26 protein-coding genes are annotated in these 25,826 nt (G+C 70.3%); 7 read left to right on the top strand and 19 right to left on the bottom strand.

Annotated features, from left to right (window positions below; translation table 11 throughout):
• Positions 1 to 119: 119 nt before the first annotated feature.
• From OHA72_RS48430 to OHA72_RS48460, 7 genes are all read right to left on the bottom strand, one after another.
• Positions 120 to 2,672, bottom strand: a complete 2,553-nt coding sequence (locus OHA72_RS48430) for an ATP-binding protein (RefSeq protein WP_327011806.1) — start codon at positions 2,670 to 2,672, stop codon at positions 120 to 122.
• Positions 2,600 to 3,175: an AfsR/SARP family transcriptional regulator gene (locus tag OHA72_RS48435; protein WP_327002851.1), complete on the bottom strand. Its 576-nt coding sequence runs from the start codon at positions 3,173 to 3,175 to the stop codon at positions 2,600 to 2,602. The genes OHA72_RS48430 and OHA72_RS48435 overlap by 73 nt, the downstream gene beginning before the upstream one ends.
• Before the next feature lie 85 nt (positions 3,176 to 3,260).
• Positions 3,261 to 4,046, bottom strand: coding sequence for a class I SAM-dependent methyltransferase (locus OHA72_RS48440; RefSeq protein WP_327002852.1), 786 nt, complete (start codon positions 4,044 to 4,046; stop codon positions 3,261 to 3,263).
• A gap of 48 nt (positions 4,047 to 4,094) precedes the next feature.
• On the bottom strand, positions 4,095 to 5,336 hold the full coding sequence (locus tag OHA72_RS48445; protein WP_327002853.1) for an ADP-ribosylation family protein: 1,242 nt from the start codon (positions 5,334 to 5,336) through the stop codon (positions 4,095 to 4,097).
• Complete coding sequence (locus tag OHA72_RS48450) at positions 5,333 to 6,628, bottom strand: MFS transporter (RefSeq protein ID WP_327002854.1); 1,296 nt, start codon at positions 6,626 to 6,628, stop codon at positions 5,333 to 5,335. Before OHA72_RS48450 ends, OHA72_RS48445 begins: the two co-directional genes overlap by 4 nt.
• Positions 6,629 to 6,657: 29 nt before the next feature.
• Positions 6,658 to 7,182: a hypothetical protein gene (locus tag OHA72_RS48455; RefSeq protein WP_327002855.1), complete on the bottom strand. Its 525-nt coding sequence runs from the start codon at positions 7,180 to 7,182 to the stop codon at positions 6,658 to 6,660.
• A gap of 63 nt (positions 7,183 to 7,245) precedes the next feature.
• Complete coding sequence (locus OHA72_RS48460; protein WP_327002856.1) at positions 7,246 to 7,809, bottom strand: aspartyl/asparaginyl beta-hydroxylase domain-containing protein; 564 nt, start codon at positions 7,807 to 7,809, stop codon at positions 7,246 to 7,248.
• A gap of 123 nt (positions 7,810 to 7,932) precedes the next feature.
• Here OHA72_RS48460 and OHA72_RS48465 point away from each other — a divergent pair, with 123 nt between their 5' ends.
• A complete protein-coding gene (locus tag OHA72_RS48465; protein WP_327002857.1) occupies positions 7,933 to 8,355 on the top strand; it encodes a hypothetical protein in 423 nt (140 codons plus the stop codon).
• Positions 8,356 to 9,269: 914 nt separating this feature from the next.
• Here the strand turns inward: OHA72_RS48465 and OHA72_RS48470 are convergent.
• Complete coding sequence (locus OHA72_RS48470; protein ID WP_327002858.1) at positions 9,270 to 9,863, bottom strand: hypothetical protein; 594 nt, start codon at positions 9,861 to 9,863, stop codon at positions 9,270 to 9,272.
• Positions 9,864 to 10,172: 309 nt separating this feature from the next.
• On the opposite strand from OHA72_RS48470, the gene OHA72_RS48475 reads away from it, so the two are divergent.
• The gene (locus OHA72_RS48475) at positions 10,173 to 10,715 is read left to right on the top strand and encodes a GNAT family N-acetyltransferase (protein ID WP_327002859.1); all 543 of its coding nucleotides are present in this window, start codon (positions 10,173 to 10,175) and stop codon (positions 10,713 to 10,715) included.
• 259 nt (positions 10,716 to 10,974) lie between these two features.
• Here the strand turns inward: OHA72_RS48475 and OHA72_RS48480 are convergent, their stop codons facing one another.
• The 10 genes from OHA72_RS48480 to OHA72_RS48525 all read right to left on the bottom strand — a co-directional run bounded on the left by OHA72_RS48480 (position 10,975) and on the right by OHA72_RS48525 (position 21,433).
• The gene (locus OHA72_RS48480) at positions 10,975 to 11,727 is read right to left on the bottom strand and encodes a class I SAM-dependent methyltransferase (protein WP_327002860.1); all 753 of its coding nucleotides are present in this window, start codon (positions 11,725 to 11,727) and stop codon (positions 10,975 to 10,977) included.
• Positions 11,728 to 12,004: 277 nt separating this feature from the next.
• Entirely contained in the window at positions 12,005 to 12,652 is a 648-nt protein-coding gene (locus OHA72_RS48485) for a hypothetical protein (RefSeq protein ID WP_327002861.1), read from the bottom strand.
• Between the two features lie 194 nt (positions 12,653 to 12,846).
• Entirely contained in the window at positions 12,847 to 14,082 is a 1,236-nt protein-coding gene (locus OHA72_RS48490; RefSeq protein WP_327002862.1) for an iron-containing alcohol dehydrogenase, read from the bottom strand.
• Position 14,083: 1 nt separating this feature from the next.
• Positions 14,084 to 14,326 carry a hypothetical protein gene (locus tag OHA72_RS48495; protein WP_327002863.1) on the bottom strand — a complete coding sequence of 81 codons (243 nt, stop codon included), beginning with the start codon at positions 14,324 to 14,326 and terminating at the stop codon, positions 14,084 to 14,086.
• Entirely contained in the window at positions 14,323 to 15,783 is a 1,461-nt protein-coding gene (locus tag OHA72_RS48500; RefSeq protein ID WP_327002864.1) for an NAD-dependent succinate-semialdehyde dehydrogenase, read from the bottom strand. Before OHA72_RS48500 ends, OHA72_RS48495 begins: the two co-directional genes overlap by 4 nt.
• 269 nt (positions 15,784 to 16,052) lie before the next feature.
• Positions 16,053 to 17,129 carry an ABC transporter ATP-binding protein gene (locus OHA72_RS48505; protein WP_327002865.1) on the bottom strand — a complete coding sequence of 359 codons (1,077 nt, stop codon included), beginning with the start codon at positions 17,127 to 17,129 and terminating at the stop codon, positions 16,053 to 16,055.
• A complete protein-coding gene (locus tag OHA72_RS48510) occupies positions 17,129 to 18,196 on the bottom strand; it encodes an ABC transporter ATP-binding protein (RefSeq protein ID WP_327002866.1) in 1,068 nt (355 codons plus the stop codon). Before OHA72_RS48510 ends, OHA72_RS48505 begins: the two co-directional genes overlap by 1 nt.
• Positions 18,196 to 19,107, bottom strand: a complete 912-nt coding sequence (locus tag OHA72_RS48515; RefSeq protein ID WP_327002867.1) for a carbohydrate ABC transporter permease — start codon at positions 19,105 to 19,107, stop codon at positions 18,196 to 18,198. The genes OHA72_RS48510 and OHA72_RS48515 overlap by 1 nt, the downstream gene beginning before the upstream one ends.
• A complete protein-coding gene (locus OHA72_RS48520) occupies positions 19,107 to 20,057 on the bottom strand; it encodes a carbohydrate ABC transporter permease (protein ID WP_327002868.1) in 951 nt (316 codons plus the stop codon). Before OHA72_RS48520 ends, OHA72_RS48515 begins: the two co-directional genes overlap by 1 nt.
• Entirely contained in the window at positions 20,054 to 21,433 is a 1,380-nt protein-coding gene (locus tag OHA72_RS48525) for an extracellular solute-binding protein (RefSeq protein ID WP_327002869.1), read from the bottom strand. The genes OHA72_RS48520 and OHA72_RS48525 overlap by 4 nt, the downstream gene beginning before the upstream one ends.
• A gap of 469 nt (positions 21,434 to 21,902) precedes the next feature.
• Between OHA72_RS48525 and OHA72_RS48530 the strand changes: the two genes are divergently transcribed.
• The 5 genes from OHA72_RS48530 (at position 21,903) to OHA72_RS48550 (ending at position 24,851) form a co-directional block, all read left to right on the top strand.
• Positions 21,903 to 22,646 carry a GntR family transcriptional regulator gene (locus tag OHA72_RS48530; protein ID WP_327002870.1) on the top strand — a complete coding sequence of 248 codons (744 nt, stop codon included), beginning with the start codon at positions 21,903 to 21,905 and terminating at the stop codon, positions 22,644 to 22,646.
• Between the two features lie 93 nt (positions 22,647 to 22,739).
• The gene (locus OHA72_RS48535; RefSeq protein ID WP_327002871.1) at positions 22,740 to 23,309 is read left to right on the top strand and encodes a DJ-1/PfpI family protein; all 570 of its coding nucleotides are present in this window, start codon (positions 22,740 to 22,742) and stop codon (positions 23,307 to 23,309) included.
• Between the two features lie 97 nt (positions 23,310 to 23,406).
• On the top strand, positions 23,407 to 24,150 hold the full coding sequence (locus OHA72_RS48540) for an alpha/beta fold hydrolase (RefSeq protein ID WP_327011807.1): 744 nt from the start codon (positions 23,407 to 23,409) through the stop codon (positions 24,148 to 24,150).
• Between the two features lie 183 nt (positions 24,151 to 24,333).
• Complete coding sequence (locus OHA72_RS48545) at positions 24,334 to 24,597, top strand: hypothetical protein (protein ID WP_442788778.1); 264 nt, start codon at positions 24,334 to 24,336, stop codon at positions 24,595 to 24,597.
• A gap of 89 nt (positions 24,598 to 24,686) precedes the next feature.
• Positions 24,687 to 24,851, top strand: a complete 165-nt coding sequence (locus OHA72_RS48550; RefSeq protein ID WP_327002873.1) for a hypothetical protein — start codon at positions 24,687 to 24,689, stop codon at positions 24,849 to 24,851.
• 231 nt (positions 24,852 to 25,082) lie between these two features.
• On the opposite strand, the gene OHA72_RS48555 is transcribed toward OHA72_RS48550, so the two are convergent.
• A complete protein-coding gene (locus OHA72_RS48555) occupies positions 25,083 to 25,739 on the bottom strand; it encodes a calcium-binding protein (RefSeq protein WP_327002874.1) in 657 nt (218 codons plus the stop codon).
• Between the last annotated feature and the right edge of the window lie 87 nt (positions 25,740 to 25,826).

A 25,826-nucleotide genomic window follows, 5' to 3' on the forward strand; every position in this document is an offset into this window, starting at 1 on the left:
CAACGTATTCGCTCCCGGTGCCCGGCAACCATCCGGCCCCCGCATCCGCAGGGCGGTGCCTGCACGGAGCGACGGATCCGGGCCGGGTTCTTCGCCGGCGCCGAGACCGGCCACTCCGGTCACGACGGGCCGGTCGGGTGCGGATACCGCACCTGGCTCGCCGGGGTCTGCGGTGCCCCGCCGCGGTCGATGCGGTCCAGGAGCAGCCGGGCGCCCTGATCCGCGGCGATCGCGGCACCCGCGCGCACGTCGTCGGGGTCGCCGGTGGCGAGGCCGCGGACGCGGCGCAGCTCAGCGGTGAGGACCCGCTCCCCACGGCCTCCGCCTCGGCGAGGCCGGCCGTGGCGAGCCGGGCGGCGGTGACCGGGTCGCCGGCAACGAGGTGCGCGTCCGCCATCGCGGCGATCGAGATGGTACGGGTCGCGCGCAGCCCGAGGCCGTGGATCGCCTCGGCGGCCGCCCGCATCGCGGCGAGGTCGCCGTGCGCGCCGCCGCGCACCGCCGCCCACGCGGCCACGAAGTCGCCGGTGGTGACGAAGTGCGGCATGCCCTGCCGGGTGCCGACCTCGCGGCAGCGCCGGGCCGCGGCCAGACCCGCGGCGACGTCGCGCTCCTGCAGGGCGGTCCAGGCCGCGTACAGGGCGGCGTTGGCCCGGCCGTACGGGTCGTCGCAGCCCTCCGCGAGCGCCGAGGCCGCGTCGAGGTCGGCGAGGGCCGCGGCGTGGTCGCCGCGCAGGGACCGCACCAGGGCCCGGAAGTTGTACGCGGCGAGCACCGGCGTCCGGCCCGCCTGCTCCGCGCAAATGCCGCGGGTCGAAGGCGGCGAGCCGGTCGGCGGCGGCGGTGAGGTGCCCGTCGGCGGCGGCGAGGCGGCCGGTGAAGTAGCACACGACGCCGAGCAGGTACGGCCCGGCGGCCGCGACCAGACCGTCGGCGGGCGGTGCGGCGTCCGTGAGGCGCCGGGCGAGGTCCTCGGCGACGGCGTACTCGGCGCGGTTGCAGGCGACCTCGCCCAGCGTCCACAGCGCGGTGCGCACGTCGGTGTCCGGGCCGGTGTACGGCAGCAGCCACCTGGCCCGCGCCGCGGCCGCCGCGACCGCGTCGCTGCCGACGCCGACGGTGATCTGCAGCAGCGCCGCCCGGCGCAGCTGCACACCCAGCTCCGCGGCGGCCGCGTCCGGTGCCGTCGCGGCGTCGGGAGCGAGGTGGTCCGCGGCGCGTTGCAGGTGGGCGAGGGCGTCCTCGTACGCCAGGCGCCGGGCCGCGTCATCGGCGGCCCGCACCGTCCAGCGCAGGAAGTCCTCCGCGTGGCCGAGCCCGATCGACTGTCCATAGTGGTGGGCGATCTCGCCCGCGGTGAGCCCGCCCTGCTGCGCGGCGGCCGTGGCGAGCCTCGCGTGCAGCGCCGCCCGCCGCGGCGCGGGCAGCTCGGCGTACGCGACCTCCGCGAACAGCGGGTGCCGGAAGCGCACCGTCCCCGGCCCCGCCTCGGTCACGAGCTGCGCCGCGGCCGGCCCGGCCAGCAGCTGCGCGGCGTCGGCGCCGGTCACCGCGCGCAGCAGGTGCAGGCCGAGCTCGCGACCGGCGACGCCGAGCACGTCGAGGCACTCGCGGGTGGCGGGGTCGGGCCCGTCCAGCCGCAGCCGCACCGCGTCGCGGACGCTGGGCGGCAGCGCCTCCCCGTGCCGGGCGAGCAGTTCGGTGAGGAAGAAGGGGTTGCCGCCGGTACGCTCCGCGAGCCGCCGCACGAGCCCTTCCGGCGCGGGCTCCCCGGTACGGTCCGCGACCAGGTCGGCGACCCCGGCGGCGTCGAGCCCGCCGAGGCGCAGCTGCCCGGAGCCCGCGCCGCGGGCCAGATCGTTCAGCGTCGCGACGAGCGCCGGATCGTGCTCGTAGGGCCGCAGCGTCGCGACCACCAGCGCGTGTCCCGTGTGGACGGTCGTGGTCAGGTACCGGGTCAGCAGCAGCGAGTCCGGGTCGGCGGCGTGCAGGTCGTCCAGGACGAGCACCAGCCCGGCCGGCGCGGCGGCGGCACGCACCAGGTCGGAGACGGCCTCGTACGCGCGGAACCGGGCCGCCGGGTCGAGCCCTCCGTCCTGTGTGGACGGTCCGTCGACGAAGCCGGTGAGGGCGGCACCGGGGGTACCGGCGTGCGGCAGGGCGAGGAGCCCCCGCACGATCTGGCTCCACAACCAGAACGGCGGCGCCTGCCCGACGTCGGGGCAGCGGCCCCACACGACCGGGATGCCCGCGGCGGCGGCCCTGCCGGCGACGGCGGTGGCGAGGGTCGTCTTGCCGATCCCGGCCTCACCGACGACGGCGACCATCCGCCCGCCGTCGCGTCGCGCCGCGTCCAGGTGCCCGCCCAGCACGGCAAGCTCCGCGGACCGCCCGACCAGCCCGCCCGGCGACCGCTCCCCCACACTTGGCCGCTCTGCGGTGTCCTGCCGGTCCGGCACGGTGTGGGCGAGGATCTGCCGGTGCAGGGCGCGCAGCTCGGCGCCCGGCTCGACCCCGAACTCCTCGGCCAGGAACCGGCGGCCCTCGTCGAACACCGCCAGGGCCTCCGTCTGCTGCCCAGCCCGGTACAGCGCCAGCATCAGCTGCCCGCGCGCCGCCTCGCGGGCCGGCTGCTCGGCGACGTACCGGCGCAGGTCCGGCAGGACGGCCAGGTGCCGGCCGGCGGCGACCGCGGCGGTGCAACAAGGCCCTCCTCCGCGGCGAGACGCGTCTCGGCGAGCCGGGTCACCTCGGCCCGCACCGCCGACAGGTCACCGACCGGCGGGTCACCGCGCCACAGCGCGAGCGCCTGCGTGCAGTGCCGCTCGGCGGCCACCGGGTCACCGGCGGCGAGGGCCCGCGCACCCGCCTCCGCGAGCGCCACGAACCGGACGGCGTCGATCGCGTCGCCGGGCACCCGCAGCTCGTACCCACCGGGGTGGCTCACCACGACCTGGCCCTGGGCCCGCGCGCCGCGGCCCGGTTCGAGCGCCCGGCGCAGCGCGGCGACATAGGTGCGCAACGTGACCTCGGCGCTCGGCGGCGGGTTGCCGTCCCACAGCGCGTCGGCCAGCCAGCCGGTGGAGTTGACCCGGTTGGCGCGCAACAGCAGCAGGGTCAGCAGCGCCTGCTGCTTGGGCCCGCCGACCGGCACCGCTCCGCCGTCGCGTGACACCCGCAGCGGCCCCAATATCGCGAACCACACGGCTGTCTGATCTCCCGGTGCCCTCGGACGTGACCCGGCGAGCATACCGGCGCGATCACGGCACCGTGCCGGTCTGCACCCAGACCTGGACGTGCTCGGTGAGCGGCTCCGCCGACCCGAGCGCGTCATGGAGCCCGGCGGCGAACTCCGCCCGCCGTTGCGGCGGCAGCTCGCCGAGCGACATGGCGGAGAACAGCCCGCCGGCGAGCTCGTCGACCGTCAGCGTGGCGTCGTAGCCGACCTCGGACTCCACGACCCGGTATCCGGCCGCCTCCAGGGCGTCACGGTTGCGCCGGCGGCCCGCGGCGTCGGTCTGGCACGTCCCGGCGAGGGTGCGGCCCAGCAGGCGCTCCAGGTGCTCCTTCGCGGTCCGCGACCAGTCGGTGTCCTGCAGCCACAGCGGTGCGCCGTTGGTGACCACGGCGACGCCACCACCGGGGCGCAGCAGCGGCCGTACCACCCGGAACACGGCGTCACGGTCCATCCAGTGCACCGCCACGGCGATGGTGACCGCGCCGAGCGCCGCCGCGCCGAGGGCAGCGCCGACGGCGGGCAGGTCCCGGTCCGCGCCGAGCACCCAGGCGGCGTTCGCCACGCCGCGCTCCTCGGCGGTGCGCCGGGCCAGCAGCAGCATGTCCGGCTCCGGGTCCATGCCGAGCACCGCACCGACCCGGCCGGCCATCGGCAGGGTCAGCTGGCCGGTGCCGCAGCCGAGGTCGAGCACCACGTCACCGGCAGTGAGCCCGAACGCGCCGACGAGCGCGTCGAGCACGGCGGGCGGATACCCACGCCGGTAGCGCGCGTAGAAAGTGGCGACCTCACCGCCGAAACCCGGATCCATCCGGCCACCCTGCCAGCCGCCGCCGCATCGACGCGAGCGATTCCGCGCTCAGCGCAGCACGTCGACCGACGGCAGGTCGCGGTGGGCGGCGTGGACCTCCGCGATCCCGGCCAGGGCGTCACGGCCCAGTGCCCGGTAGGCCCCGGCGAGCAGTTCGACGGCCTCGCGCCGGTATGCGTCAGCGTCCAGCCAGTGCAGCTCCCTGCCGACGACGAGCGCGAACGCGGGCTCTCCGGCGGCGAGCTCGGCGGTCGCCTCGGCGATCCACTGCCGGGTCCGGGTCTCATCGCCGCGGTACGCGTCGAGGCGCGCGTCGACCTCGCCGTTGCGCGGGTCCCCGGCGCCGGGCGGGAGCACCGCGCCGATCGTCACCCCGCCCGGCGGTCGCTGCGCCGCCGCCCAGCGCGGCGGGTCGTCTGCCTCGCACGCGGCGGTGTCGGCGGCGGCGAACCAGTCCAGGGCACCACGCAGCGGGTACAGCGTCCAGTACTTGTCGGGGCCCTCCTCGTCGCTCAGCGCGTCGTCGAGGACCCGGCGGACCTGGGCGAGGACCGTCGGCGCCTTCGCCGTCCACGTCTCCGCGGAGTCCCGGGCGTAGTTGTACGCGATGAACGAGGGCAGCTCGGCCGGGTCGTCGTACCAGAGGCCGTAGTGCAGGCCGTCGGAGCCGCCGCCGAGGACCGTGACCAGTTCGGCCGGGTCCCGCCGGAACCGGCAGTGCAGCCGCTCGTCGAGCCCGTCCTGCCCCGTGCGGTCCAGGCCGCCGTCGGCGAAGTAGTCGCAGATGCCCCAGCCGGACAGGCCGAGCCACTGCAGCGCCCGCCGCTCGTGGTCGTCGAGGCTGTGCAGGAACGCCGCGAACACCGCCGTGTGCCGTGGCAGACGCAGCCCGTACACCCGCGAAACCCGCTCCTCGACGGCCGGGAACCGCTCACTCATCAGGCCGAGGGAGGCGAACCGGCGGGTCTCGTCGGCATCGGTCGGGGCGAACATCCACTCCTCGAACACGGCCTCGTCGAGTCCGAGGGTCTCGCTGACCGGCACGGCGAGGGCGGCCCTGGCGGCACCGGGCACCGCGAGGCGGGCCAGCGCGGCGCTGACGCGCGCCTCCGCGTCGTCGCCGAGGACGACGGTGGCCCGCGGCCCGCTGTAGTTGCGCTGGTCGTACAGCGAGACCAGCACGACCGTGCCGAGGCCGTTGACGTGGACGGGATCCGACTGCGTACTGAGCGTGACGCGGTCCTCGTCGAACTTGCGGTAGTTGAGCAGCCGCGCTGCTTCGCTGGTCACCGGGGCACTGTAGCCGCAGCCGCCCGGCCGGTACCGGTGTGCGTACCGTCGGCGCTGTCGTTCGGGTCTCGGGCTGGGAAGTCGCGCAGCGTGCGGGCCTCGGTGGCGAGCAGGGGCAGGGGCGCGATGACGTAGAGGGCGGCGAGCGCCCACATGGCGGACCGGATCCCGAGCGCCGAGGCCAGGAGGCCGGCGGTTGCCGCACCGAACGGGACGGTGCCGAACACGAAGATCCGCGATGCCGCGGTGACCCGGCCGAGCAGGCGCGCGGGGACGAAGCTGCCGCGGAACGTCATGGTCATCACGTTCGACATCGTGGCCCCGGCCAGCACGATGCAGGAGCCCGCCGCGAACAGCGTCAAGCGCCAGCCGTGGCCGCCGAGCGGCAGCAGCAGCACGAACGGGGCGGCCGCGACGTTGGCCACCAGGTAGGTCCGGGCGGCGCCGAAGCGCCGGGACGCACGCGTGGCGAGCGCGGCGCCGAGCACGGCGCCGAGGCTGCCCACGCCGATCACCAGGCCCGCCGTGCCCGGCGCGGCGCCTTCGGCACGCACCAGAAAGACGACCCGCAGTGCGGTGATGCCCAGCATCGCGAAGTTGGTCACCGCCGCCACCACCAACATGGCCTGCAGCAGGCGACCGCGCATGATGAACCCGATGCCCTCGGCGATCTGGCGCAGCATGCCCGGGCGATCGCCCGCGTCCGGGCGCGGCTCCGGCTCGGACCGGATGCCGAGCAGGCAGGCCGCCGACACCAGAAAGCTGACGGCGTCGACGAGGACCCCGCCGGCCGCGCCGGCCGCCTGCGCCACCAGCCCGCCGAGGCCCGGCCCGACGACCATGGCGACCGACGCGCTGGTCTGCAGCTTGGCGTTGCCTTCCATCAGGTCGTCGGCGCCGACGAGACGGGGCAGGAACGCGTTGAACGCCACGTTGGCGAACACGCCGGCGCCCCCGGCGAGCAGCGCGGCCACCAGCAGCATCGGCATGGTCAGCACGCCGGTCCAGGCCGCGATCGGGACGACGATGAGCACCGCCGCAGAGACGAGGTCGGCGATCAGCAGGGTGCGCCGGCGCGGCCACCGGTCCACCCAGACACCGACGGGCAGCCCGATCAGCAGCCACGGCAGCCAGGCGGCGGCCGTGAGCAGGGCGACCATGGCCGGACCGGCGTGCAGGGTCGAGATGGCCACCAGCGGGAGCGCCACCGTCGTGATCGCCGAGCCGACCGCGCTGGTCGACTGCCCGACCCACAGCAGCGCGAAGTTCCGCGTCCGCAGCAGCCCGCCCACTGCGCTGTGCCCCGCTACCGGGCCGGGCATCATTGCTTGCGGCGCAGTTCGCGGAGCACGCCGTGCCGGCGCAGCGCCCATGCGAGGCGCCGGACGCCGGGATGCCGCACGAACAGCACCACGGCCCGGCGGATCAGGCCGAACCGGTTGTCGCTCACCTGGTTCTCGACCGCCTGCCACAGCAGCCCGCGTGCCGAGGCGTTGTCCAGCACCGCCCGCACCTCCCGCCGTGCCGCGGGATCCTCCGCCGCCGAGGCGACGGCTGCGGCCAGGCCCGGCCGGCCCGCGAGGGGCTCCACGGCCGCGGCGACGAGTGGCCGCCGCACCTCGTCCTGCTCCAGCAACAGCAACACGGCTTCCCGGATCTCGATCGCGTCGAAAGCGGACCGTAGCAGGCTCAGCAGGCTGCGCTCGACCGCATTGTCATGGTCCGGGACGGACAGCGCCGCGAGCAGCACCGCCACCTCGTCGAGATCGATGAGGTGCCGCACCCCGCCGCGGAACTCCGGCAGTTCCCAGGCGACCTGCAGGGCCTTGACGAGATGGCGGTTCATGGCCCACCGCTACCCGGAAACGACAGCCGCCGAAACCCGATGCATGGTGGCGCAACAGGAACGCTACTGCCGGTCCCGCGTTCGGCGCCGCACGGCGGCCGCCACCTCCGGCGGCAGCTCGTCGACTTCGTCCATCGTCCGCCCGGGCCGCAGGAAGTCGAACAGCAGCACCGTGCGCGTGCTCGCGGAATAGTTCCACGCTTCATGATCGACCGTGTCGTCGAAGACGAACAGACCGCCTTCGCGCCAGGGCCGGGTCTGCGAGCCGACCCGCAAGGCGCAGTCGCCGTCCGGCACCACCAGGCCCAGGTGAGCCCGGTAGACGGTCGTGACCCAGCCCTGGTGGGGCCTGATGTGCGTCCCGGGAACCATGCGGGAGAAGCCCGCGGTGGTGAGGCCCGGGATCCGGCCCAGCGCGTCTGCGGTGCGCGGGCAGTCCGCCAGCGCCGCGTCGATGCGGGTGCCGAACGCGACGAGTCCGTAGACGCTCCAGCCGGTTCCGTACATCTCGCGCTGCACCCACGGCTCGAACGACTCCTCGCCCAGCGTCAGACACTCCGCACGGATGTCCGGCCAGGCCCGGCGAAGGTCGGCCAGGAACGGAAACTGCTCATCGTCGACGAACACGCCGAACCTCCACCCGTGGCTGGCACACCCCGCACGCGCTGGACGGTACCGCACCGTCGTGCCCTCATCCATCGCCCGGCACTGTGCCCATTGCCTGCTGGCCACGTGACACGAGAGGGGTCTTTGGAGCTGGGCCTGAGCATCGACGACCCGGACGCATCTCCCCGCGTGGAGGCACAGGCCCGCGCTCCTGTGGAGATCCCGTGGATGCGGTTGCTCGCTGGTGCTGCTGGCGGTCAATATCGACCGATGCGCGCGTACCGCCTTTTCCTGCTGGTCTGGATTGTGTTGCTGGGTACCGCTGTGACGGTGAGCGTGCTAGCCATCGTGAATCCGTGGCACTACGCACGGATGGACGGCCTCACGGTCGCGTTCGTCATGGCTGCGATCACGGTCGGTTCGGGCGCGCTCGTCTTGGCGCTGCTGCTGCAGCGAAGGGGCTCCACCCGGCCGCTGGGCTTCGCTGTCACCGGCCTGGTCATTGCGTGTACTTGTGTACTCCTGGGACTATCACGCAGTCGCGCTCACCGAATACGCCTTCGTTGATGACCACACGATCCGCGCCGCTGTGGGTGATGAGCAGTACATGTTCACCATCGATCGTCAAGGCCGGCCCTCCCGGCGGAATCCGTAAGGTTCCTCAGCTGCCTCTCCCGCCGTTGGTGCGCCGCCATGACGCGGCCGTGGCTCATCACAGGCCGTCGGCTCTGCCAGCCCCGACTGCCGTCTGGGCCGATGAGCAGGCCGGCTCTGGAGCGTGGCCGGTCCGTGGTGGTGTAAACAGATCCGGTACGGAGATGCTGCCCGGCTATGACGACCTCGGCCCTGACGATCTGGAAGGTCCGGGACTGGGGTATGACGGATCTGAGCTGCTGGGTCGTCCAGGCTTCTGGCCCGCGTACCTCGGTGAGATCCTCGGGCTGGATCTCGACCGTGACCTTGCGGAGCTGTTCGACGACCAACTCGATGCGATCCGCACCGCCTATCAACAGCTCACGGATCCCTTCGCCTGGCCGGTCTTTCCCATTGAGCTCGCGGCGGCCGGGTCGCGGTCGTCTACCGCAACTTCACCGAGGACATGGGCCAGGACTACCTGGTGGTCCCTCCGGACGGCGAGCACTGCATCAAGATCGCCACGGTGGAGGGTGCGCTCCAAGCTCCAGGCATCTCGTGGCCCGAGCTGACAGCGGTCGCTGATCGACAGCCCACACCGAGCGAGCGAGTCACAGTGTCATTGCTGCTCGCACCGATCCTCGGCGTCGCAGCCGCGGAGGCTGCCGAGGCGACCGCACGGCTGGCCGAGGCGTTGCGGGTTGCCGGCGTTACCGGGCAGGTCGCGACGGCGAGGAGCGGTACTACCTCCAGCAGGTGCGCATCATGGCTGCTGCCGTACTCGCCAAGACGGAGACGTGAGAACGCAGTCTGCCGCACGATCGGGCCTGTCACGGGCGGGTACCGCGCTATTGATGCAGTCGGCTCTGGGCTCTCCACAGGTAGAAGGCCGGCAGCCCGCGCTGGAGTCCTGAGCGGTAGATCCCGACGCCGTCCACCGTCGTAGCTGTGCTGAGGTGCTTGGTTTGGACGGCATGCGCTTTTCGCAGCAGTTCGTTGGTGGTGATGAACGAGCCGTTGTCAGCGGCGACCCGCTGGCCCGGCCTGGTGCCGCCAGCCGGCCCGAATGGGAACAAGTACAGCGCCGCCACCAGCAGTCGTGAGCCGCCCTGGACGGGCGTTACCGCGCTGGTCGACCAGTTCTGGTCTGGGTCCTGCAGAGCGGTGAACGGAAGATCCGGGCGGTGCAGTGCACGTTCGTCGTCCGACAACGGATCCGATCGCAGGTAGATGCCCTTGTCCACGACCGTGGCAACGGTCGTCACGTAGTAGCTGATGCGTCGACGCTTGGTCGCCCCGAGATCCGCGAGGCCCCAGCCGTCGAGGTGCGGCCACCAGCAGTCGTACATCACGACGTCGGCATCGCGGACAACCACCCGAAGAGGGCGCTCGTCATCCGGAAACCGGAACACGGCGCCGGGCTCGAGCTGGGATTCGTCCACCAGGCGCAGCGTAATGCCTCGCTCAGGCTCCGGCAGCGACGGTCACAGGTGAAGGAGCACGCACCCACAAGTACCCGGAGCCGGCGCAGTCGATGATGTGACAGGCGCCTTGTCTCTGGGTTGACCTGCGGTTTGTCGGCCAGTTCGGGACCACCTCGTTCGAGTGGATTTCGATGTTCGCGAGTTCCGTTTCTCACCGACGAAGCCAGCTCGGTGAGCATCTCTTTCTCCGCGGCTGCTAACCATGTGCCGTCCTCGCGCCCGGCCCATCGTGCGAGGACGGTGCCGGGATCTGGGCAAAATGGCTCCGTGAGCGACGACGAAGACACAGGCCGGCCGGTCCTGCGCATCGCCGGACCGGACGACGCGGTGGCGCTGATGAAGCTGAAGCAGCGCTTGGACGAGGAGACCTCGTTCATGCTCCTGGAGCCGCACGAGCGGGACACCTCGACCCAGCCTCTGGCTCGTCATCTGGAGGAAGTGAGCCGGTCGGAGAACTCAGTGGTGATCGTGGCCGGTCAGCACGGCGAGCTGGCCGGATATGTCGAGCTGGCCGGGGGGAAGTTCCGGCGGAACCGGTCCACGACCCACGTCATCATCGGTGTCCTGGCCGAAGCGAGCGGTCAAGGCGTCGGCACCAGATTGCTGGAGGCGGCACAGCGCTGGGCGGCGGCCCGTGGCCTGCACCGGATCGAGCTCAACGTGATGGCCCACAATCACCGGGCGATCGCCTTGTATGAGCGCATGGGCTTCGTCCACGAAGGCCGTCGCGTGGACTGCCTGCTGATCGACGGCACGTTCCTCGACGAGCTGTACATGGCCCTGATCCTGCCAGGCTCGTTGTCGCCGTGACCGTGACGGCCGCTCTCCAGCAACTTGACGCAAGAGACTCAAGACGCGACGGCGATTACGTAGGGCGTCGCCCGACGACTTCAAACGGACCTGATGAGGGGCCAACGGCCAGGCATCAACAATCTTGACGCCCGCAAATGCCGCTGGTGGCGCGCGCTCGAGCTGCACACCTGGCCGGTCAGTGCCCGTTGAACCTGGCCGGCGAGGTGGTTGGCGGTCCGGGCGACTTCGCTGTCCAGACTGACCAGCTGATCATGAATCACGCGGACTCGCAGATACAGAGCTGAAGCGGTGTGTCCACGGCAAATGGCCGACCGGACCAGTCGCCGAAGCGCTCGACGAGCCGAAGGCCGCCGAGCTTGACAAGCAGAGGAAGCTCCTGCGGGAAGATGCTCCTGATGTCGAGCGGTGCGACGACGAAGTCGGGCTCGGAGTCAGTCGAGAGGTGCCACGTCCCGCGGGTAACTTGCGCCGGCGCGTCGTAGATCTCGGCGACATCGACGCGGACGTTGCCGCGATCAGGATCCATGAACGACAACGACTCCCGGGTGCGCCGCACGCCATCGGCTTCGGCAAGGAGGCGCACGCTCGGGTTGAATACATCGAAGACGAACCGTGCCCCAGGTGCCAGGTGTCTTCGAACCGACCGGAAGCAGCTCACCAAATCCTCAGCCGCATGCAGATGCAGCAGGGAATTGGCTGTGATGAACACAAAGTCGAAGGAGCGGCCCATATCGAAGGCTCGCATGTCGCCCTGTATCCACTCCACCGTTGCACCACGCTCGTTCGCCTTACGCCGAGCCTCAACCAGCATGTCTGACGAGAAGTCCAGGCCGACGCACGGACGCCCGTCGGACGCGATGGGGATCAGCTTGTGCCCAGTACCGCAACCGAGTTCCAATACACGCCCACCCTGCCGATCGGCGGCGGCACGATAGAAGTCGACTGCGGGCCCGCCGCCCGGGAACATCAGGTCATACAGCCTCGCGTGGGAGTAGAACGCTTCACTCATCAACTACATGCTCCTTTCCGACTCGTCCACAGCTAACCGTGGTGGCCTGTTGACTCGAGCGTGCGCACCGTCGGGCCCATCCTGGCTGAGACCAAGGACTTCGCACCATCAATTGCCGGTGCACGACTCGCGCAAGCAGTCCCGGCGACGCCACGCATCCGCTATGCCGCCGATCGGGCGCTCCGCGACGGCTTGCCACGTGCTTATGTCCAGCATGCGATCCGTGGCACAAGCGCGTCGGCTGTACGGGTCGTCCGCCGGCTCGTCACATGAACGATCAGGCCTCCCTGACCACGGCCTTCAGTATCGTGTCGGCGATGCGCGCGGCATCGGCAAGCGGGACAGTTCTGTCGCCAGCAGGGTTGGCGGTCCGCGCGGCGATGACCAGCTGCCGCAACTGTTCCCCGAGCGCCATCGCGCCGGCGTTGCCGAGGTCTGTGCTGAGCCATCGGAGCCATTCCGCGATGAGGTCTGCCTCATATCCGTTCTGCCGTGTCTCGATCAAACTGCGGTCGGACAGCAGGATGATCGCGGCCGCAAGCCGCTGATGTGGTGAGTCGTGGCCGTCCAACGCCAGACCCCGCTGGTCGGCCAGGTGCATCCCATCTCGGTCCGACGTGAGGACGTCGAAGAGTACCGGCCCGGTATTGGGCAGTGGCCTCACCTGAGCGTCAGCGGCGATGCCCAGCCCGACGTAGACATGAGACGCGTATCCAGGGTCATCGACCCGAACGATCACCCGCTGTGGACCTGTGTGCGAGATCCGCTGCGTCCATCGTCGGAGCCCTTCGATGTCACCGACGCAGATCCGGTGATCCTCAAGTGTCAGGTCCCCGTCGAAGACGAGCGCCCCGAGCATCGGCATCGAACCTGACCAGAACGACACCCGGGTATGACCAACCTGGCCACGTGTCTTGACCACCACGTGCCGCCCGTCGGTGTCGGCAGGGCCGTCGCCGCAGCACGGCCCGCCGCTGCCGCCTCACGGCCGCAGAGCGCGACCATGAGCGGCGACAGCGGTAGGTCGAAGACCCGGCCAGCCGTGCGCCAGGCCTGGGACCGACCATTCCGATACCCAGTGTGGGGCAGGGAACCCGTCGTCATGTGAAAGGCCCGTCACTATCCTCTGCTCGGCGTCACGACGTGTCGGGTCCGGTCCCCGGTCCAGGCCGCTTCGAGGATCGCGGTCAGGCTGGCGGTGTCGGTCGGGCCTGGGTGGTTCTGGATCAAGCGGGTGATGCCACCGGCCGTCTCCGCGAAGCGCGGGAGGTCGGCGCGTGCCACGCCGATGTCCGCCAAGGTGGTGGGGATGCCGATGTCGGCAAGGAGCCCGTCGAGCCAGGTGAGGAACGTATCTGCGCCCTCAGCGTCCGAGGCGTCGGTCACGTCGAGCCCGCACACCCCGGCGAGGATGGTCAACCGGTCGCTGATGGCATCCCTGGCGGCGTCCAGCGCGTAGGGCAGCAGGAGCCCGACGCCCAGGCCGTGCGGCGTGTGGGTGGCTGCGCCGATGAGGTACTGGAAAGCGTGCGGTGCCGCGTTGCCTGCGTGGGAAAATGCGAGCCCGGCGAGCATGGACCCATAGGACATGTCTGCGCGCGCGTCCGTGTCGCCTCCGTCCCTGACGGCACGGCGCAAGCTGCGGGCGATCCGCTCCGCGGCCAGGAGCGCGTAGTGATCTGTGATCGGGTTGCGACCGAGGAAGACCTGCTCCACCGGGTCGCGCGGTCCGTGGGCCCGGGGTCGCGCGGTGTAGCTCTCCACCGCGTGACAAAATGCGTCGATGCCGGAGTGGGCGGTGACGGTCGCAGGGCAGGTGTAGGTGAGCTCGGGGTCCACGATGGCGAAGTCGGGCACGATGTGGACGCTGGAGACTCCCACCTTCAGCTCGCGGTCCGGGTCGGTCAACACCGAGACCGGCGTGAGCTCGGAACCGGTGCCTGACGTCGTCGGGACCGCGACGAGAGGAATCGTCGGCCCCGGCACCTTCGACTCGCCGTAGAAGTCGCGCGGCGTCCCACCGTGGCGCCGGATGACGCCGACGATTTTGGCAAGGTCGATCACCGTGCCTCCCCCGATGGCGAGGATCACGTCGGCGTCCACCTCTGCGGCGACCGCGACGGCCAGGGCGACATCGGCGACTGGCACGTCCGGAGTCGCGTCGGCAAACACCGCGACGACCTTGACCTTCTCCCGCACGGCGGCCACGATCTCGGCCACGCCCCGCTGCCCCAGAAGAACCCGGTCGGTCACGATGAGGACTCGCGAGCCGCACTCGGCCACCACTCGTGGGATGTTCTGCGCGACCCCTTCGCCCACTATCAGCTGGCGTGGTCCGCGGACGGTCTCAAGCATGTCAGTGCCTCTCTGGAACGCCGGCGGCGATGTGCTGGGCGGACGTCCAGGTCACCTGCGAGACCGGGACGGCGTCGGCAAGGTTGGCTGCCCGGGTGGCGCAGGCGCGCGCGCCGGGCTCCCGGACTCGGTTGTGCCCGGGCGCCCTCGGGTCCGTCGCGATGAAGACGTTGCGCTTGGTGGGCGGGTCAGTGCACAGGGCGCGGTGATCCTCGGCGGACACCCGGATCAGCAAGCCGGTCACGGTAGGTCGATCGCCGCGTAGGTGACGTCGAGGTACTCGAGGATGCCCTCGTGCGACCCCTCCTTGCCGATCCCGGACTGCTTCACGCCTCCGAACGGAGCCGACGGGTCCGAGATCAGACCACGGTTGATGCCGAGCATCCCCGTCTGTAGCCCCTCGGCGAACCGGAGCGCCCGCTGGAGGTCACGGGTGAAGATGTATCCGACGAGGCCGTACTCGGTGTCGTTGGCCTTCGCCATCACATCGTCGTCGGACGTGAACGACATGATCGGCGCCACCGGGCCGAAGATCTCCGCCTCCAGCATCCGCGCGTCTTCGGGCACGTCGACGAGGACCGTAGGCGGGTAGAAGTGGCCCGGCCCATCCGGGCGCTCGCCGCCCACCAGGACACGGGCGCCGCGGTCGACCGCGTCGGCGACCAGCTCGTCGATCTTGGTGACCGAGGCCTCGTCGATCAACGCCCCGACGTCCACGCCGTCGTCGAGACCATGGCCCACCGAGAGCGCGCCCATCCGCTCGGCGAAGCGCGCCGTGAACTCCGCGTGCACCGGCTCCTCGACGTAGATCCGGTTGGCCGCGATGCAGGACTCCCCGATGTTGCGCATCTTGGCCACCATGGCACCGTTGACCGCGACGTCCAGGTCCGCGTCGGCACACACGATCAAGGCCGCGTTACCGCCCAGTTCCATGGAGGTGCGCAGCACGTTGTCGGCCGCCTGTCGTAGCAGCACGCGCCCGACCTCGGTCGACCCGGTGAACGAGAGCTTGCGGGTCCGACGGTCGGCCAGCAGTGCTGAGACCACCTCGCCGGCACGCTTGGTTGTCACCACGTTGACGACGCCCGGGGGTACGCCGACCTCTTCCATGATGCGGGCCAGGAACAGCATGGTGAGTGGCGTCTGGGCGGCCGGCTTGGTGATCGTCGTGCAGCCCGCCGCCAGCGCAGGAGCGATCTTGCGGGCGCCCATGGCCAACGGGAAGTTCCAGGGCGTCACGAAGACGCACGGTCCGACCGGCTTCGGCACGGTGAGGATGCGGTACCCACCAGCCGGAGCGGTGTTGTAGCGCCCCTCGACGCGCACCGCCTCCTCGGCGAACCAGCGGAAGAACTCGGCGCCGTAGGCCACCTCTCCCCGAGCCTCGGCGAGCGTCTTGCCCATCTCGAGCGTGATCAGCCGGGCGACCTCCTCGGACCGCTCGGTCAGTGCCCGGTACGTCGCGGTCAACAACTCCGACCGTTTGCGCGGCGGGGTCGCCGCCCACTGCGCCATTGCCGTGCTCGCCGCGTCCAGAGCGGCGAGAGCGTCGATGACGCCGGCGTCCGCCACCTCGGCGATGGTCTTGCCGGTGGCCGGGTCCTCGACGGCGAAGGTGGCTCCGCCGGCGGCGTCGCGCCAGGCGTCGCCGATCCGGAGCCGCCGGTGCTCGGGGGCCAGGACGTTCATCGGGTCACTCATTGCGCCGCCTCCTGTGACGTTCTTGGTGATGTCCAGCGTGAGCTCGGCGTTCGCCACGCACGTTGACGAACGGGGGCACACGACCTCGTCGGGGTCCGGGTTGCCGAGCGGGTCGGACGGCCTTTGCCCTGGCCGCAGGGCGACGCCCCGCGCCACCGATCGCCTTCTCGGGCCACGGCCGCTTCGGCGTCGTCAGGCCGTGCTCACCGGTGACGGTCCGCCGAGGCTCGACCGTTGCGGGCGCATGTCGACGTCGCCGCGCTGCGCGGTTACCTCCCGGCCTCGGACAGCGCCAGCCCGGTCTCCGCATCGAACAGGTGCGCCCGGTCCAGGTCGACTGTGACGCGCAGCCGCTCGCCCGGCGTGCCGGTGACGGTGGGCCGGGCCTTGACCTTGAGCATCTCCGTCCCCACTCGGACGTCGACCACGGTCCGGTCGCCGAGCGGTTCGAGCCCGTAGAGCTCACCCTCCAGTGACGCGTCCCCGCGCTGCTCGACGGACAGGTCCTCGGCGCGTACGCCCAGCAGCAGCTGACGACCGTCCTCGGCCGTGGTCCAGCGGGGGCGCGGCAGCGTCCAGCCTTCCGCCCCGACCAGACGATCGCCCTCGGCGTGGCAGGCGAGCAAGCTGATCCGCGGGCTCCCGACGAAGCCCGCGACCCACTGGTTGGCCGGCCGCTCGTACACCTCGGTCGGCGTCCCGACCTGTTGCACCGTCCCCTCCTTGAGGACCGCGACCTGGTCGGCCATGGACAGGGCCTCGACCTGGTCGTTGGTCACGTAGACGAAGGTTGCCCCGAGGCTGCGGTGGATGCGGGTGAGCTCGGTGCGCATCTCGACGCGGAGCTTGAGGTCGAGGTTCGTCAGCGGCTCGTCCATGAGGAACGCGCGGGGGCGGCGGACCAGCGCCCGGGCGAGGGCGACCCGCTGCATCTCGCCGCCGGACAGTTGGGCGGGACGGCGGCGCAGCAGCCGTTCGATGTGCAGCAGTTTCGCCACCTGCTCGACGGCGGCGGCGATCTCGCTGGCTGTACTGCGGCGTGCCCGCAACGGTGAGGCGATGTTCTCGTACACCGTGTGCCGCGGGTAGAGGGCGTAGTTCTGGAACACCATGGCCAGGTCGCGTGCGGCCGGTTCGTCGCCGGTCGCGTCCCTGCCGTCCAGGTGGACCGATCCGGCGTCGAGCTTGTCCAGGCCGGCGATCGCTCGCAGGGTCGTCGTCTTGCCTGCCCCGGAGGGCCCGAGCACGACGAAGAACGAGCCGTCGGGGACGTCCAGTGTCACCCCGTCCAGGGCCTGGACCTCGCCGAAGGACTTGCGCAGCCCGTGTACTGCCACGGTTCCCATCAGGCCACCAGCTCTTCCGTGCTCACGTCGTAGACCGTCGGGGTGCCGCCGGAGTGCCGCAGCCCGACCGGTGCGTCAACGGCGAAACGGATTGTCGGTGGCATCCGGACGCGGACGTCGCGCCGGCCGCCGTGGTCGATCACGTAGATGATCTCGTCGCCCAGCCCTTCCGCCGCGACGACCCGGGCCGGGACGGAACGTTCCGCCCCTGGTGCGGTGACTTCGAGCGCCTCCGGCCGGACGCCTGCGATGAGGCCGCGGTCGCGCGGCAGGCCCGGCGGTGGCGTGAGGTCCAGCCCGCCCTGGCTGCGTAGCTTCCCGTCGGCTACCTCCACCTCGATGAGGTTCATCGGCGGGGAGCCGATGAACGCGGCGCAGAACAGACTCGCCGGACGGTCGTAGACCTCCAGCGGCGTGCCGATCTGCTCGACGCGGCCCTTGTTGAGGATGGCGATGCGGTGACCGAGCGACATTGCCTCGACCTGGTCGTGGGTGACGTAGACCATCGTCGTGCCCAACTGCCCCTGCAGGTGCTTGATCTCCGTGCGCATGTCCGCCCTGAGCTCCGCGTCCAGATTGGTGAGCGGTTCGTCCATGAGGAATGCGCGCGGTCGCCGCACCAGGGCGCGGGCAAGCGCGACGCGCTGCTGCTCCCCGCCGGACAGCCGGCGCGGTCGCCGGTCCATGAGCGGACCGAGCCGCATCAGCCGGGCGGCCTCGTCGACCCGCTCGCGCACCTCCCGCTCGGGCAGTCCCTCGGCCCGCAGTGGGAACGCCAGGTTGTCGCGGGTCCTCAGATGCGGGTAGAGCGCGTAGAACTGGAACACCATGGCGATGTCGCGTTCGGCCGGCGGCAGGTCGTTGACCAGCGTGTCGCCGATGCGGATGTCGCCCGTCGTCTGCCGCTCCAGTCCGGCGATGGCCCGCAGGGTGGTCGTCTTGCCGCAGCCCGAAGGGCCGAGCATCACGAACAGCTCGCCGTCGCCGATGGACAGATCTACATGCTCAACCGCGACCGTCCCGTCCGGGTAGCGCTTGTGCAGGGCGGTGACCTCGATGCCGGCCATCAGCGTCGCACCGCCCCGAGTGTCACACCGGCGATGAGATGCTTGCGCACCAGGTACGCGAAGACGAGCACCGGTAGGGCGAACACCATGGAGGCGGCGGCCACGAGACCCCAGTCCACCGTGGTGCCACCGATGAGGCCGGCGATGGCGGGTGGGGCCGTCCGCACGTCGTCGCTGGAGGTGAGGAAGATGGCGAACACGAACTCGTTCCAGGAGAAGATGAGGGCGAAGACCGCCGTCGCGGCGATGCCGGGCACGAGCAGGGGGAGGGTGAATTTCCGGAACGCCTGCAGGCGGGTGTAGCCGTCGAGCATGGCGGCGTCCTCGTACTCCCCGGGCACCTCGTCGACGAACCCCTTCATCATCCAGATCGTGAACGGGACGTTGAACGCGGTGTAGATGAGGATCAGGCCGAGCTGGGTGTCGATGAGCCCGACCTGGCGGTACATGAGGAAGATCGGGATCACGACCACCACGGGCGGCATGAAGCGGGTGGACAGGATGAAGAACAGCTGGTCCTTCTTGGCCTTCAGGGCGAAGCGTGAGTAGGCCCAGGCCGCCGGGACCCCCAGCACGGTGGCCAGCACCGTGGAGACCCCGGCGACCACGACGGAGTTGAGGAACGAGACCGACAGGCCCGACCGGCCGCTGCCGGAGGAGACGAACACGTCCTTGAAATGGTCCAAGGTGACGGTGAAGTCGAAGAACTTGGCCGGCACGGCGTAGACGTCCCGGTTCTGCTTGATCGAGGTCTCGATCATCCACAGCACCGGGAAGAGCATGACGACGGCCAGCACGGCCAGCAGTACGACCTCCAGCACGGCGCTGCCCCGGCCGCCGAAGCGGCGCGTGGGTGGCGTGTGGTCCCGGACCGGACCGGTGGACACGGCCTCGTCGACGGAGACGGCCATCAGTCCTCCTTGAGCTTGTTCAAGTAGCGCAGGTAGAGCTGCGTCAGGACGATGACGATGAGGACCATGAGGATCCCGTAGGCCGAGGCGGTTCCGGTGTTGAAGCCCAGGAACGCGACCTTGTAGACGTGGAACGACAACGTCTCGGTGGACACCCCCGGACCTCCGCTGGTGAGGATGTAGACGAGGTCGAACTGCCGGAAGGCCTCGATCGCCCGGAACAGCACGGCGATGAGCAGCAGCGGCCACACCAGCGGCAGCGTGATGGTGCGGAACCGGAACCACTCCGACGCCCGGTCGATCGAGGCGGCCTCGTACAGGTACTTGGGGACCGCGGTGAGGCCCGCGAGCGCGATGAGCATGATGAACGGCGTCCATTGCCAGGTGTCGACCACGATCAGGGAGAGCAGCGCCGTCCGCTGCCGGGTGAGCCACTCCACCTGCCCCAGGCCGAGCGAGCCGAGCATGCTGTTGACCACGCCGAACTGCGCATCGAGCATGAACCGCCAGAACAGCCCGACCACGACCGGCGACAGCATCATCGGCACCAGGAACAGCGTGGTCAGCAGCCCGCGCCCGCGCGTACGCCGGGAGATCAGGTAGGCGATGGCGAAGCCGAGCACGGTCTGCAGGGCGACCGCACCGACCACGAAGATCAGCGTCGTCAGGGTTCGCTGGTGGACCTGCGACGACGTCAGGATGGCGGTGTAGTTGCCGAACCCGACGAACTCGGCGGGCCCCCCGCGGGTGGCCGAGTAGTCGGTGAAGGACAGGTACAGCGTCCACAGCAACGGAAACACCGACATGGCGAGCAGCAGCAGCAACGCGGGGGCGGTGAAGACCACGGCGAGCCCGCGGTCACTCAGCCGGCGGGACCGGCCCCGCGCAGGCGGCGTCGCGGACGCCACCTGCCCGGAGTCGCCGGCCTTCAGCGCGACGGGGTCACTCACAGCCCGCCGCCGCCCTTGCGGTTGCTCGAGTCGAGCACCTTCTGCTGCTCCTTGGCGATGTCGTTGAGCGCGTCCTTCGGCTGCTTCGCGCCGTTGAGCGCCGCGTTCACGTTGGTGTTCTCGATGTCGACGAGGCGCGCGTACTCGGGCACGTTCCACATGTCCCGCATCCGCGGCACCGAGTCCGCGTACACCTGGTTGAACGGCGAGGCGTTGAGGAACTCGGGCGACTGGATCGCGTCCGTGCGCGACGGCACGCCGCCGGCCGCGGCCCACTTCTTCTGGATGTCGGCCTGCTCGAACCACTTCATGAAGTTCAGGGCCTCCGCCTGGTTGGGCTTGGCGGAGTAGGCCGAGATGTGCATCCCCATGCCGCCGAGCGGCACCAGGTTCGTCTTCTGCGCCGGCAGGGTGGCGAAGCCGAGCTTGGTGAGGATCTGCTCCCGCGTGGTGCCGAGCGTCGACTGCTTCGGGTCGAGCAGGCCGCCGCTCGCGGCGATCCACTGGAACGCGATGCAGGCCTTGCCCTGGGCGACCGACGCGTTCACCTCGTCGATGAACCAGTTGCCGGATCCCTTGGCGGTCAACGGCTTCATCTTGTTGACCAGGACGTCCATCGCCTCGTGCCCGGCCTGGTCGTTGAGGACGCCGTCGATCTTGCGGTCCTTGGGGTTCCAGAGGTTGCCGCCGTAGACGCCGTTGACCGTGTTGTAGGTGACGGCCGCGGCGTCGGAGCCGTTGGCCTGGTGGAACGCAAGCCCGCTGACGCCCGGGTTGTCCGCCTGGCACTTCGCGGCGGTCGAGATCATCTCGTCCCAGGTCTGCGGCGGCTTGTCGCCGATCAGGTCCTTGCGGTAGATCATCGTCCACGTGTCGCCGAGCAGCGGCAGGCCGTACAGGCTGGCGTTTTCGTCGCGCTTGCCGGTCTCCGCCTGGGGGAACTGGCCGTAGGCCGCCAGGAGGTACGGGTTGTAGGCCTTGACGTCGATGTTCTTGTTGACGAAGTCGGTGATGTCGAGGATGTTGCCGTTCGTCACGGCCTCGCCGATGTGTTGCGAGTCCAGGATCGCGATGTCGAAGTCGGTCTTGCGCGCGGCGAACTGGGTGAACATCGCGTCGTGCCAGTTCGCGTTCGGCACGGTGTTGACCTTGATGGTGACGTTCGGCCGCACCTTCTTGTACTCCGCGTTCGCGAAGTCTTCCAGCGCGTGGGCGGGGGGCCAGTCGAACCAGATGAAGCTGAGGGTCAGCGGGTCCCCGGTGAGCGCCGGGATGCTCGCCGGCGCCTTGGGGGCGCCCGACTTCGCGCCGTCGTCCTCGCCGCCGCAAGCCGCCACGGTCGTGGCCAGCAGCAAGGCCGCCGTCGCGAGCCGCACCTTTCGACCGGGAACGGGCAGTCGTCCTATTCGCTGTACAAAGCGCATCCTGTTGCCTGCTTTCTGGTGGGGACTTCCGGAGCCTTGCTGCGTGCTTCGCCGAGCAGGTGCTGGGGTGTTCCGGTGTGTCGCCGAGCAGTTGCTGGGGTGTTCCGGTGTGTGGCCGGGCTGTCGCGAGGGCCTTTCCGCAGACCGGGCGGCACGAGGACACCGCGACGTGCCGGGTCTCATGCAGTCGAGAAGTCCTTCGGTCCTCGTGCGGCCGGTGGCGAACCGACCAGGACGTCGAGCATGCTCGTGGGAGCTTCAGATGATCGAAATAGAGTGCTGGCGGGCGGTGCTGCGATGGTGCAGGATGGCTCGCATCCTCGACATTTCCTATACGATCCGAGTGCGCGTCAGCATGCAGCAGCATTGCGAGCGATGTCAACAGGTTCGCGAAGACGCAAGAAGGGGACCTCACGTCACGATGGACGACGAAGCGACGATCGCGTGGGACCACGGGGCCATGACGGGCGCAATGCCACCGGGAAGATCTCGCGGCCGGCTTGCCGACGAGGTGTACGACACGCTGCTCGGACAGCTGATGTCGCTACGGATCGAGCCTGGCGCCCGCGTCACGATCGACGTCCTGGCGCGAGAGCTCGGGGTCTCGCAGACGCCGATCCGAGACGCTCTGAACCGCATGGAGGCCGAGGGTCTGGTCGTGCGTGTGCCCCATGCCGGCTACCGCATTCCCCCGCAAATCACCCGTCACCGGTTCGAGGACATGCTCGAGATCCGCCTGCTCCTCGAGCCGGCAGCAGCGCGCAGATCCGCCGAACGCGCATCCCCGGAGCAGGTCGCCGACCTGCGACGAATGCTGGAGGAGATGGCGGAGCTGGAGCGGGGCGACGGGCCCGTGGCCTACGGCGCCTTCGGGCTGCGCGACGCCGCTTTTCACGATCTCATCGCCCTGAGCGCGGAGAACCAGGTCATCCGCGAAGCGCTCGCTCGCCTGCACACGCATGTGCACCTGTTCCGGCTTCACCACGACACCCAGGTCACTCACCTGGCCATGGCCGAGCATGACGACGTTCTGGCCGCGATCGCCGCGCGCGACCCCGACGCCGCCGCCTACGCCATGCGTCGGCACATCCTGCGGTCCGGCGAGCGGTTCCGACGATTGTTCGACGAGGTCAAGGACGCGGACGGAATGGCGGTAGAGGCTTGACGGGCGGGCCGGGCCCGAGGAATGCTGACTCAACCGGATCGGATTGGATCGGATCGGATCGGATCACCCGGCCCCAGATGCGAGGAGAAGCAGGTGCCCAGAGCGCTGCTCCTGACCGGCGACGCCGCCGAGGAGCTCGACACCATGTACCCCTACTATCGCGTGCAGGAGGGCGGCTGGGACGTTGACGTCTCGTCACGGACGATGCGTGACGTGCAGTTGGTCATCCACGAGTTCGACCCCAACTCCGACGCCTACGTGGAGAAGAACGGCCGGAAGTTGCCGGTCGACGTGCCCTGGTCCGAGGTCGACGTCGAGCGCTACGACGCCCTCATCATCCCCGGCGGACGTGCCCCCGAGTGGATCCGGGTCGACGCCGACGTCAGGCGCATCACCGAGCACTTCTTCGCGCGCAACCTCCCGATCGCGCTGGTGTGCCACGGCGCGCAGGTGCCAGCGGTGTACGGGCTGCTGAAGGGTCGGAAGACGGCCTGCTTCCCTCCCATCACCGGTGACATGGAGAACGCGGGCGCGACGGTCATCGACGCCCCCGACGTCGTGGACGGCAACCTCGTCTCCTGCCGGGGTTGGCCCGACATGCCGCAGTTCGGCAGGGCGATGATGGAGCTGTTCTCGAAGTCCATCGACTCCGCACCGGCATGAGCACCCCTGACCTGCCCCGGTGACGGCACTTCGGACCGTCACAGTCGACGGCTCCCCCGTCCACGTCCTGGAGAGCGGCACGGGGCCCGCGGTGCTGATGCTGCACGGCTCCGGACCCGGCACGACCGGGTCCGGCGCCTGGGCAACGACGGCGCAGGCGCTGGGCACGTCCTGGCACCTGGTGGCTCCTGACCAGGCGGGGTTCGGCCGTACACCGATCCCGGCGGGCTCCAGAGGTGGGCTCCGGCTGTGGACGGAGCAGGCCGCGGGCCTGATGGACGCTCTCGGTGTCGAGCACTACGCCGTGGTGGGTCACTCCATGGGCGGTGCCGTGGCGCTGGCGTTGGCGGCCGCGCGTCCCCGGCAGGTCACCCATGTCGTGGCGGTCTCGACAATGGGCGCCCCCGAGGCGCCGCTGTCCGCCGAGCTCGACGCGATCTGGGCCGCCCCCGCCGGCCCGCTCGGGGCACGAGACATGTTGCGTCGCCTCGTTTACGACCAGACGCTCGTGACCGAGTCGGCAGTCGATGCCCGTGCAGCCGCGATGCGGGCGGGGGCGGCCGCATTCGCGTCGTTGTTCCCTCCACCCAGGGCACGTTGGGCCGACGATCTCGCCCTGTCGGCGCAAACGCTGGCAGGGGTCCGCGCGCCCGTGCTGCTCGTCCACGGCGCCGAGGACCGAGTCACCCCGATCGGGACGGCAGCCCTGCCCCTGCTCGAGCACCTGGCCGATGTCCGTCTGTACGTGCTCGGCCGGTGCGGGCACGTGCCGGCGATCGAGCACCCGCACGACTTCAGGCGACTCCTGTCGTGCTTCCTTTGCCGGGGACGAAGTCACTGATTGCTGCGACAGGTCCGCAGTCCGTGCTCAAGCAGATCAGCATGAAGCAGGCGTGATCCGCGCAGAAGCAGTCGGCACCGTCCTGCCGCACGAGGTGGTGTTGCGCGGGTCGATGGACCTGCGCTCCTATACCGGCTGTTCCCCAACCAGGACGTCCTGCCGGAGGGCGGCTTCGGCAACCTGATCGCCGCGCCGTTGCAGGGCCGCCGCCGCAACGACCACGGGCTGACCACGTTCCTCGACCTCGCCACGTTGGAGCCGTCCGAGGACCAGTGGGCGTTCCTGTCGACGTTGGACCGGCTCAGCCCAGGCGACGCCGAACGCCTTGCCCGGCAGGCGAAACGTGCCACCACCGGCACCGACGTCGCCACGATGAGCCGATCAGCCGCGACCCGCGTTCATCCCGCCTACCACCGGTGGTGCACGCGGAGGCCGGTGCCGGGCTGAGCAGGTGATGTGGGTGCGGCGGGTCGCTGCTGGTCCTGCTCGTCGCCGCATTGCTCTTGCGGGTCCGGTGGTTCGTCGCCTCGCCGGCGATGACAGTGGCGTTCACCGCCGCGTGGACCGCCACTGCGGCCTCGACCGACGATACCGGCATGTACGGCGTAGGAACGATCCTGCTGCTGGGCCTGGCGGCCGGGACGACGGTCGTCTCGATGATTGTGCTCGGGCTGCGTCGACTGCGCGGCGCCAAAGCCTGACCATGGAATTCTTCCGCATCTCGGACGTCGCTGAACCACGGGACTTGACCCTCGCCCACACGGCGGTGCTCGCCCAGGTGATCGACGAGTAAAGCATCTGATCCGGTACCCACTTCGGGGTAGCGGGCCTGTCCGCGCCTCAAGCTCGGATGGGTCGGTGGCGGCAGGCGTCCACTCGGGGCCGGCCGTACCGACGGGCGCCACGTCACCGTTGCCGGAGGGGTACGCCTGTCAGAACGCGTGCTCGAAGTTGACCGAGTTGTCGCAGCCGCCCACGAGCCAGTCGTCCTCGGCCTCCCCGTCGCCCATGCCGGTACCGCCGTCGGCAAAGTCGCCGACATCCCACGCCGCACCGGTCTGCCAGCCCTCGCCGCAGTACATGTAGTCGCGGCCGGCCTGTCCGTACAGGGCGTCGATCCCGTCACCGCCGATGAGCGTCTCGTACCACCCGCCGATGCCGATTCCTCCGTAGAGGCGGTCGTTGCCGTCGTTGCCCTCGATGTGGTCGATGCCGGCCTCGCCCTTGATGTCGTCGTTGCCGGCTTCTCCAAAGAGGTCGTCGTTGCCGGCGCCGCCGCAGATGATGTCCTGGCCCCCGCCGCCGTAGATGCGGTCGTCGCCGTCGGTGCCTATGATCACATCGTTGCCCGACGTACCGTGATACTCGGCCCCGCCGGTCGGCACGATGAGCACGGTCCACCGGTTGATGGGCGTGTCGAAGCAGTCCTTCCACACCTCCATCTCGGTGTACGCAACCCCCGCTCCGGTGCCCGGCAGTTCCGCCGGTCCACCGTTCGCCGTCGCCGGCGGCGCCGCGACGAGAACGGAGAGCAGGACCGAGCCGACCAACAGGGCGGTCCGTCCGAGCCGGTGCCTGGCATTGACCATGATGGGCCTCCTGAGATCCGAACGCGGATGTGTTGACTACGACCACGCCCGCACGTCTCCATACGCCCACCTATGTCACCGATCCGA

Source organism: Dactylosporangium sp. NBC_01737, assembly GCF_035963215.1.
Taxonomy (GTDB): domain Bacteria; phylum Actinomycetota; class Actinomycetes; order Mycobacteriales; family Micromonosporaceae; genus Dactylosporangium.

Excerpts from the sequence above, each read along its gene's own strand:
- OHA72_RS48440 (WP_327002852.1), bottom strand. The coding sequence starts at position 4,046 with ATGGATCCGGGTTTCGGCGGTGAGGTCGCCACTTTCTACGCGCGCTAC.
- OHA72_RS48455 (WP_327002855.1), bottom strand. The coding sequence starts at position 7,182 with ATGAACCGCCATCTCGTCAAGGCCCTGCAGGTCGCCTGGGAACTGCCG.
- OHA72_RS48480 (WP_327002860.1), bottom strand. The coding sequence starts at position 11,727 with ATGAGTGAAGCGTTCTACTCCCACGCGAGGCTGTATGACCTGATGTTC.
- OHA72_RS48490 (WP_327002862.1), bottom strand. The coding sequence starts at position 14,082 with ATGCTTGAGACCGTCCGCGGACCACGCCAGCTGATAGTGGGCGAAGGG.
- OHA72_RS48500 (WP_327002864.1), bottom strand. The coding sequence starts at position 15,783 with ATGAGTGACCCGATGAACGTCCTGGCCCCCGAGCACCGGCGGCTCCGG.
- OHA72_RS48505 (WP_327002865.1), bottom strand. The coding sequence starts at position 17,129 with ATGGGAACCGTGGCAGTACACGGGCTGCGCAAGTCCTTCGGCGAGGTC.
- OHA72_RS48510 (WP_327002866.1), bottom strand. The coding sequence starts at position 18,196 with ATGGCCGGCATCGAGGTCACCGCCCTGCACAAGCGCTACCCGGACGGG.
- OHA72_RS48515 (WP_327002867.1), bottom strand. The coding sequence starts at position 19,107 with ATGGCCGTCTCCGTCGACGAGGCCGTGTCCACCGGTCCGGTCCGGGAC.
- OHA72_RS48530 (WP_327002870.1), top strand. The coding sequence starts at position 21,903 with ATGGACGACGAAGCGACGATCGCGTGGGACCACGGGGCCATGACGGGC.
- OHA72_RS48540 (WP_327011807.1), top strand. The coding sequence starts at position 23,407 with ATGCTGCACGGCTCCGGACCCGGCACGACCGGGTCCGGCGCCTGGGCA.
- OHA72_RS48550 (WP_327002873.1), top strand. The coding sequence starts at position 24,687 with ATGACAGTGGCGTTCACCGCCGCGTGGACCGCCACTGCGGCCTCGACC.
- OHA72_RS48555 (WP_327002874.1), bottom strand. The coding sequence starts at position 25,739 with ATGGTCAATGCCAGGCACCGGCTCGGACGGACCGCCCTGTTGGTCGGC.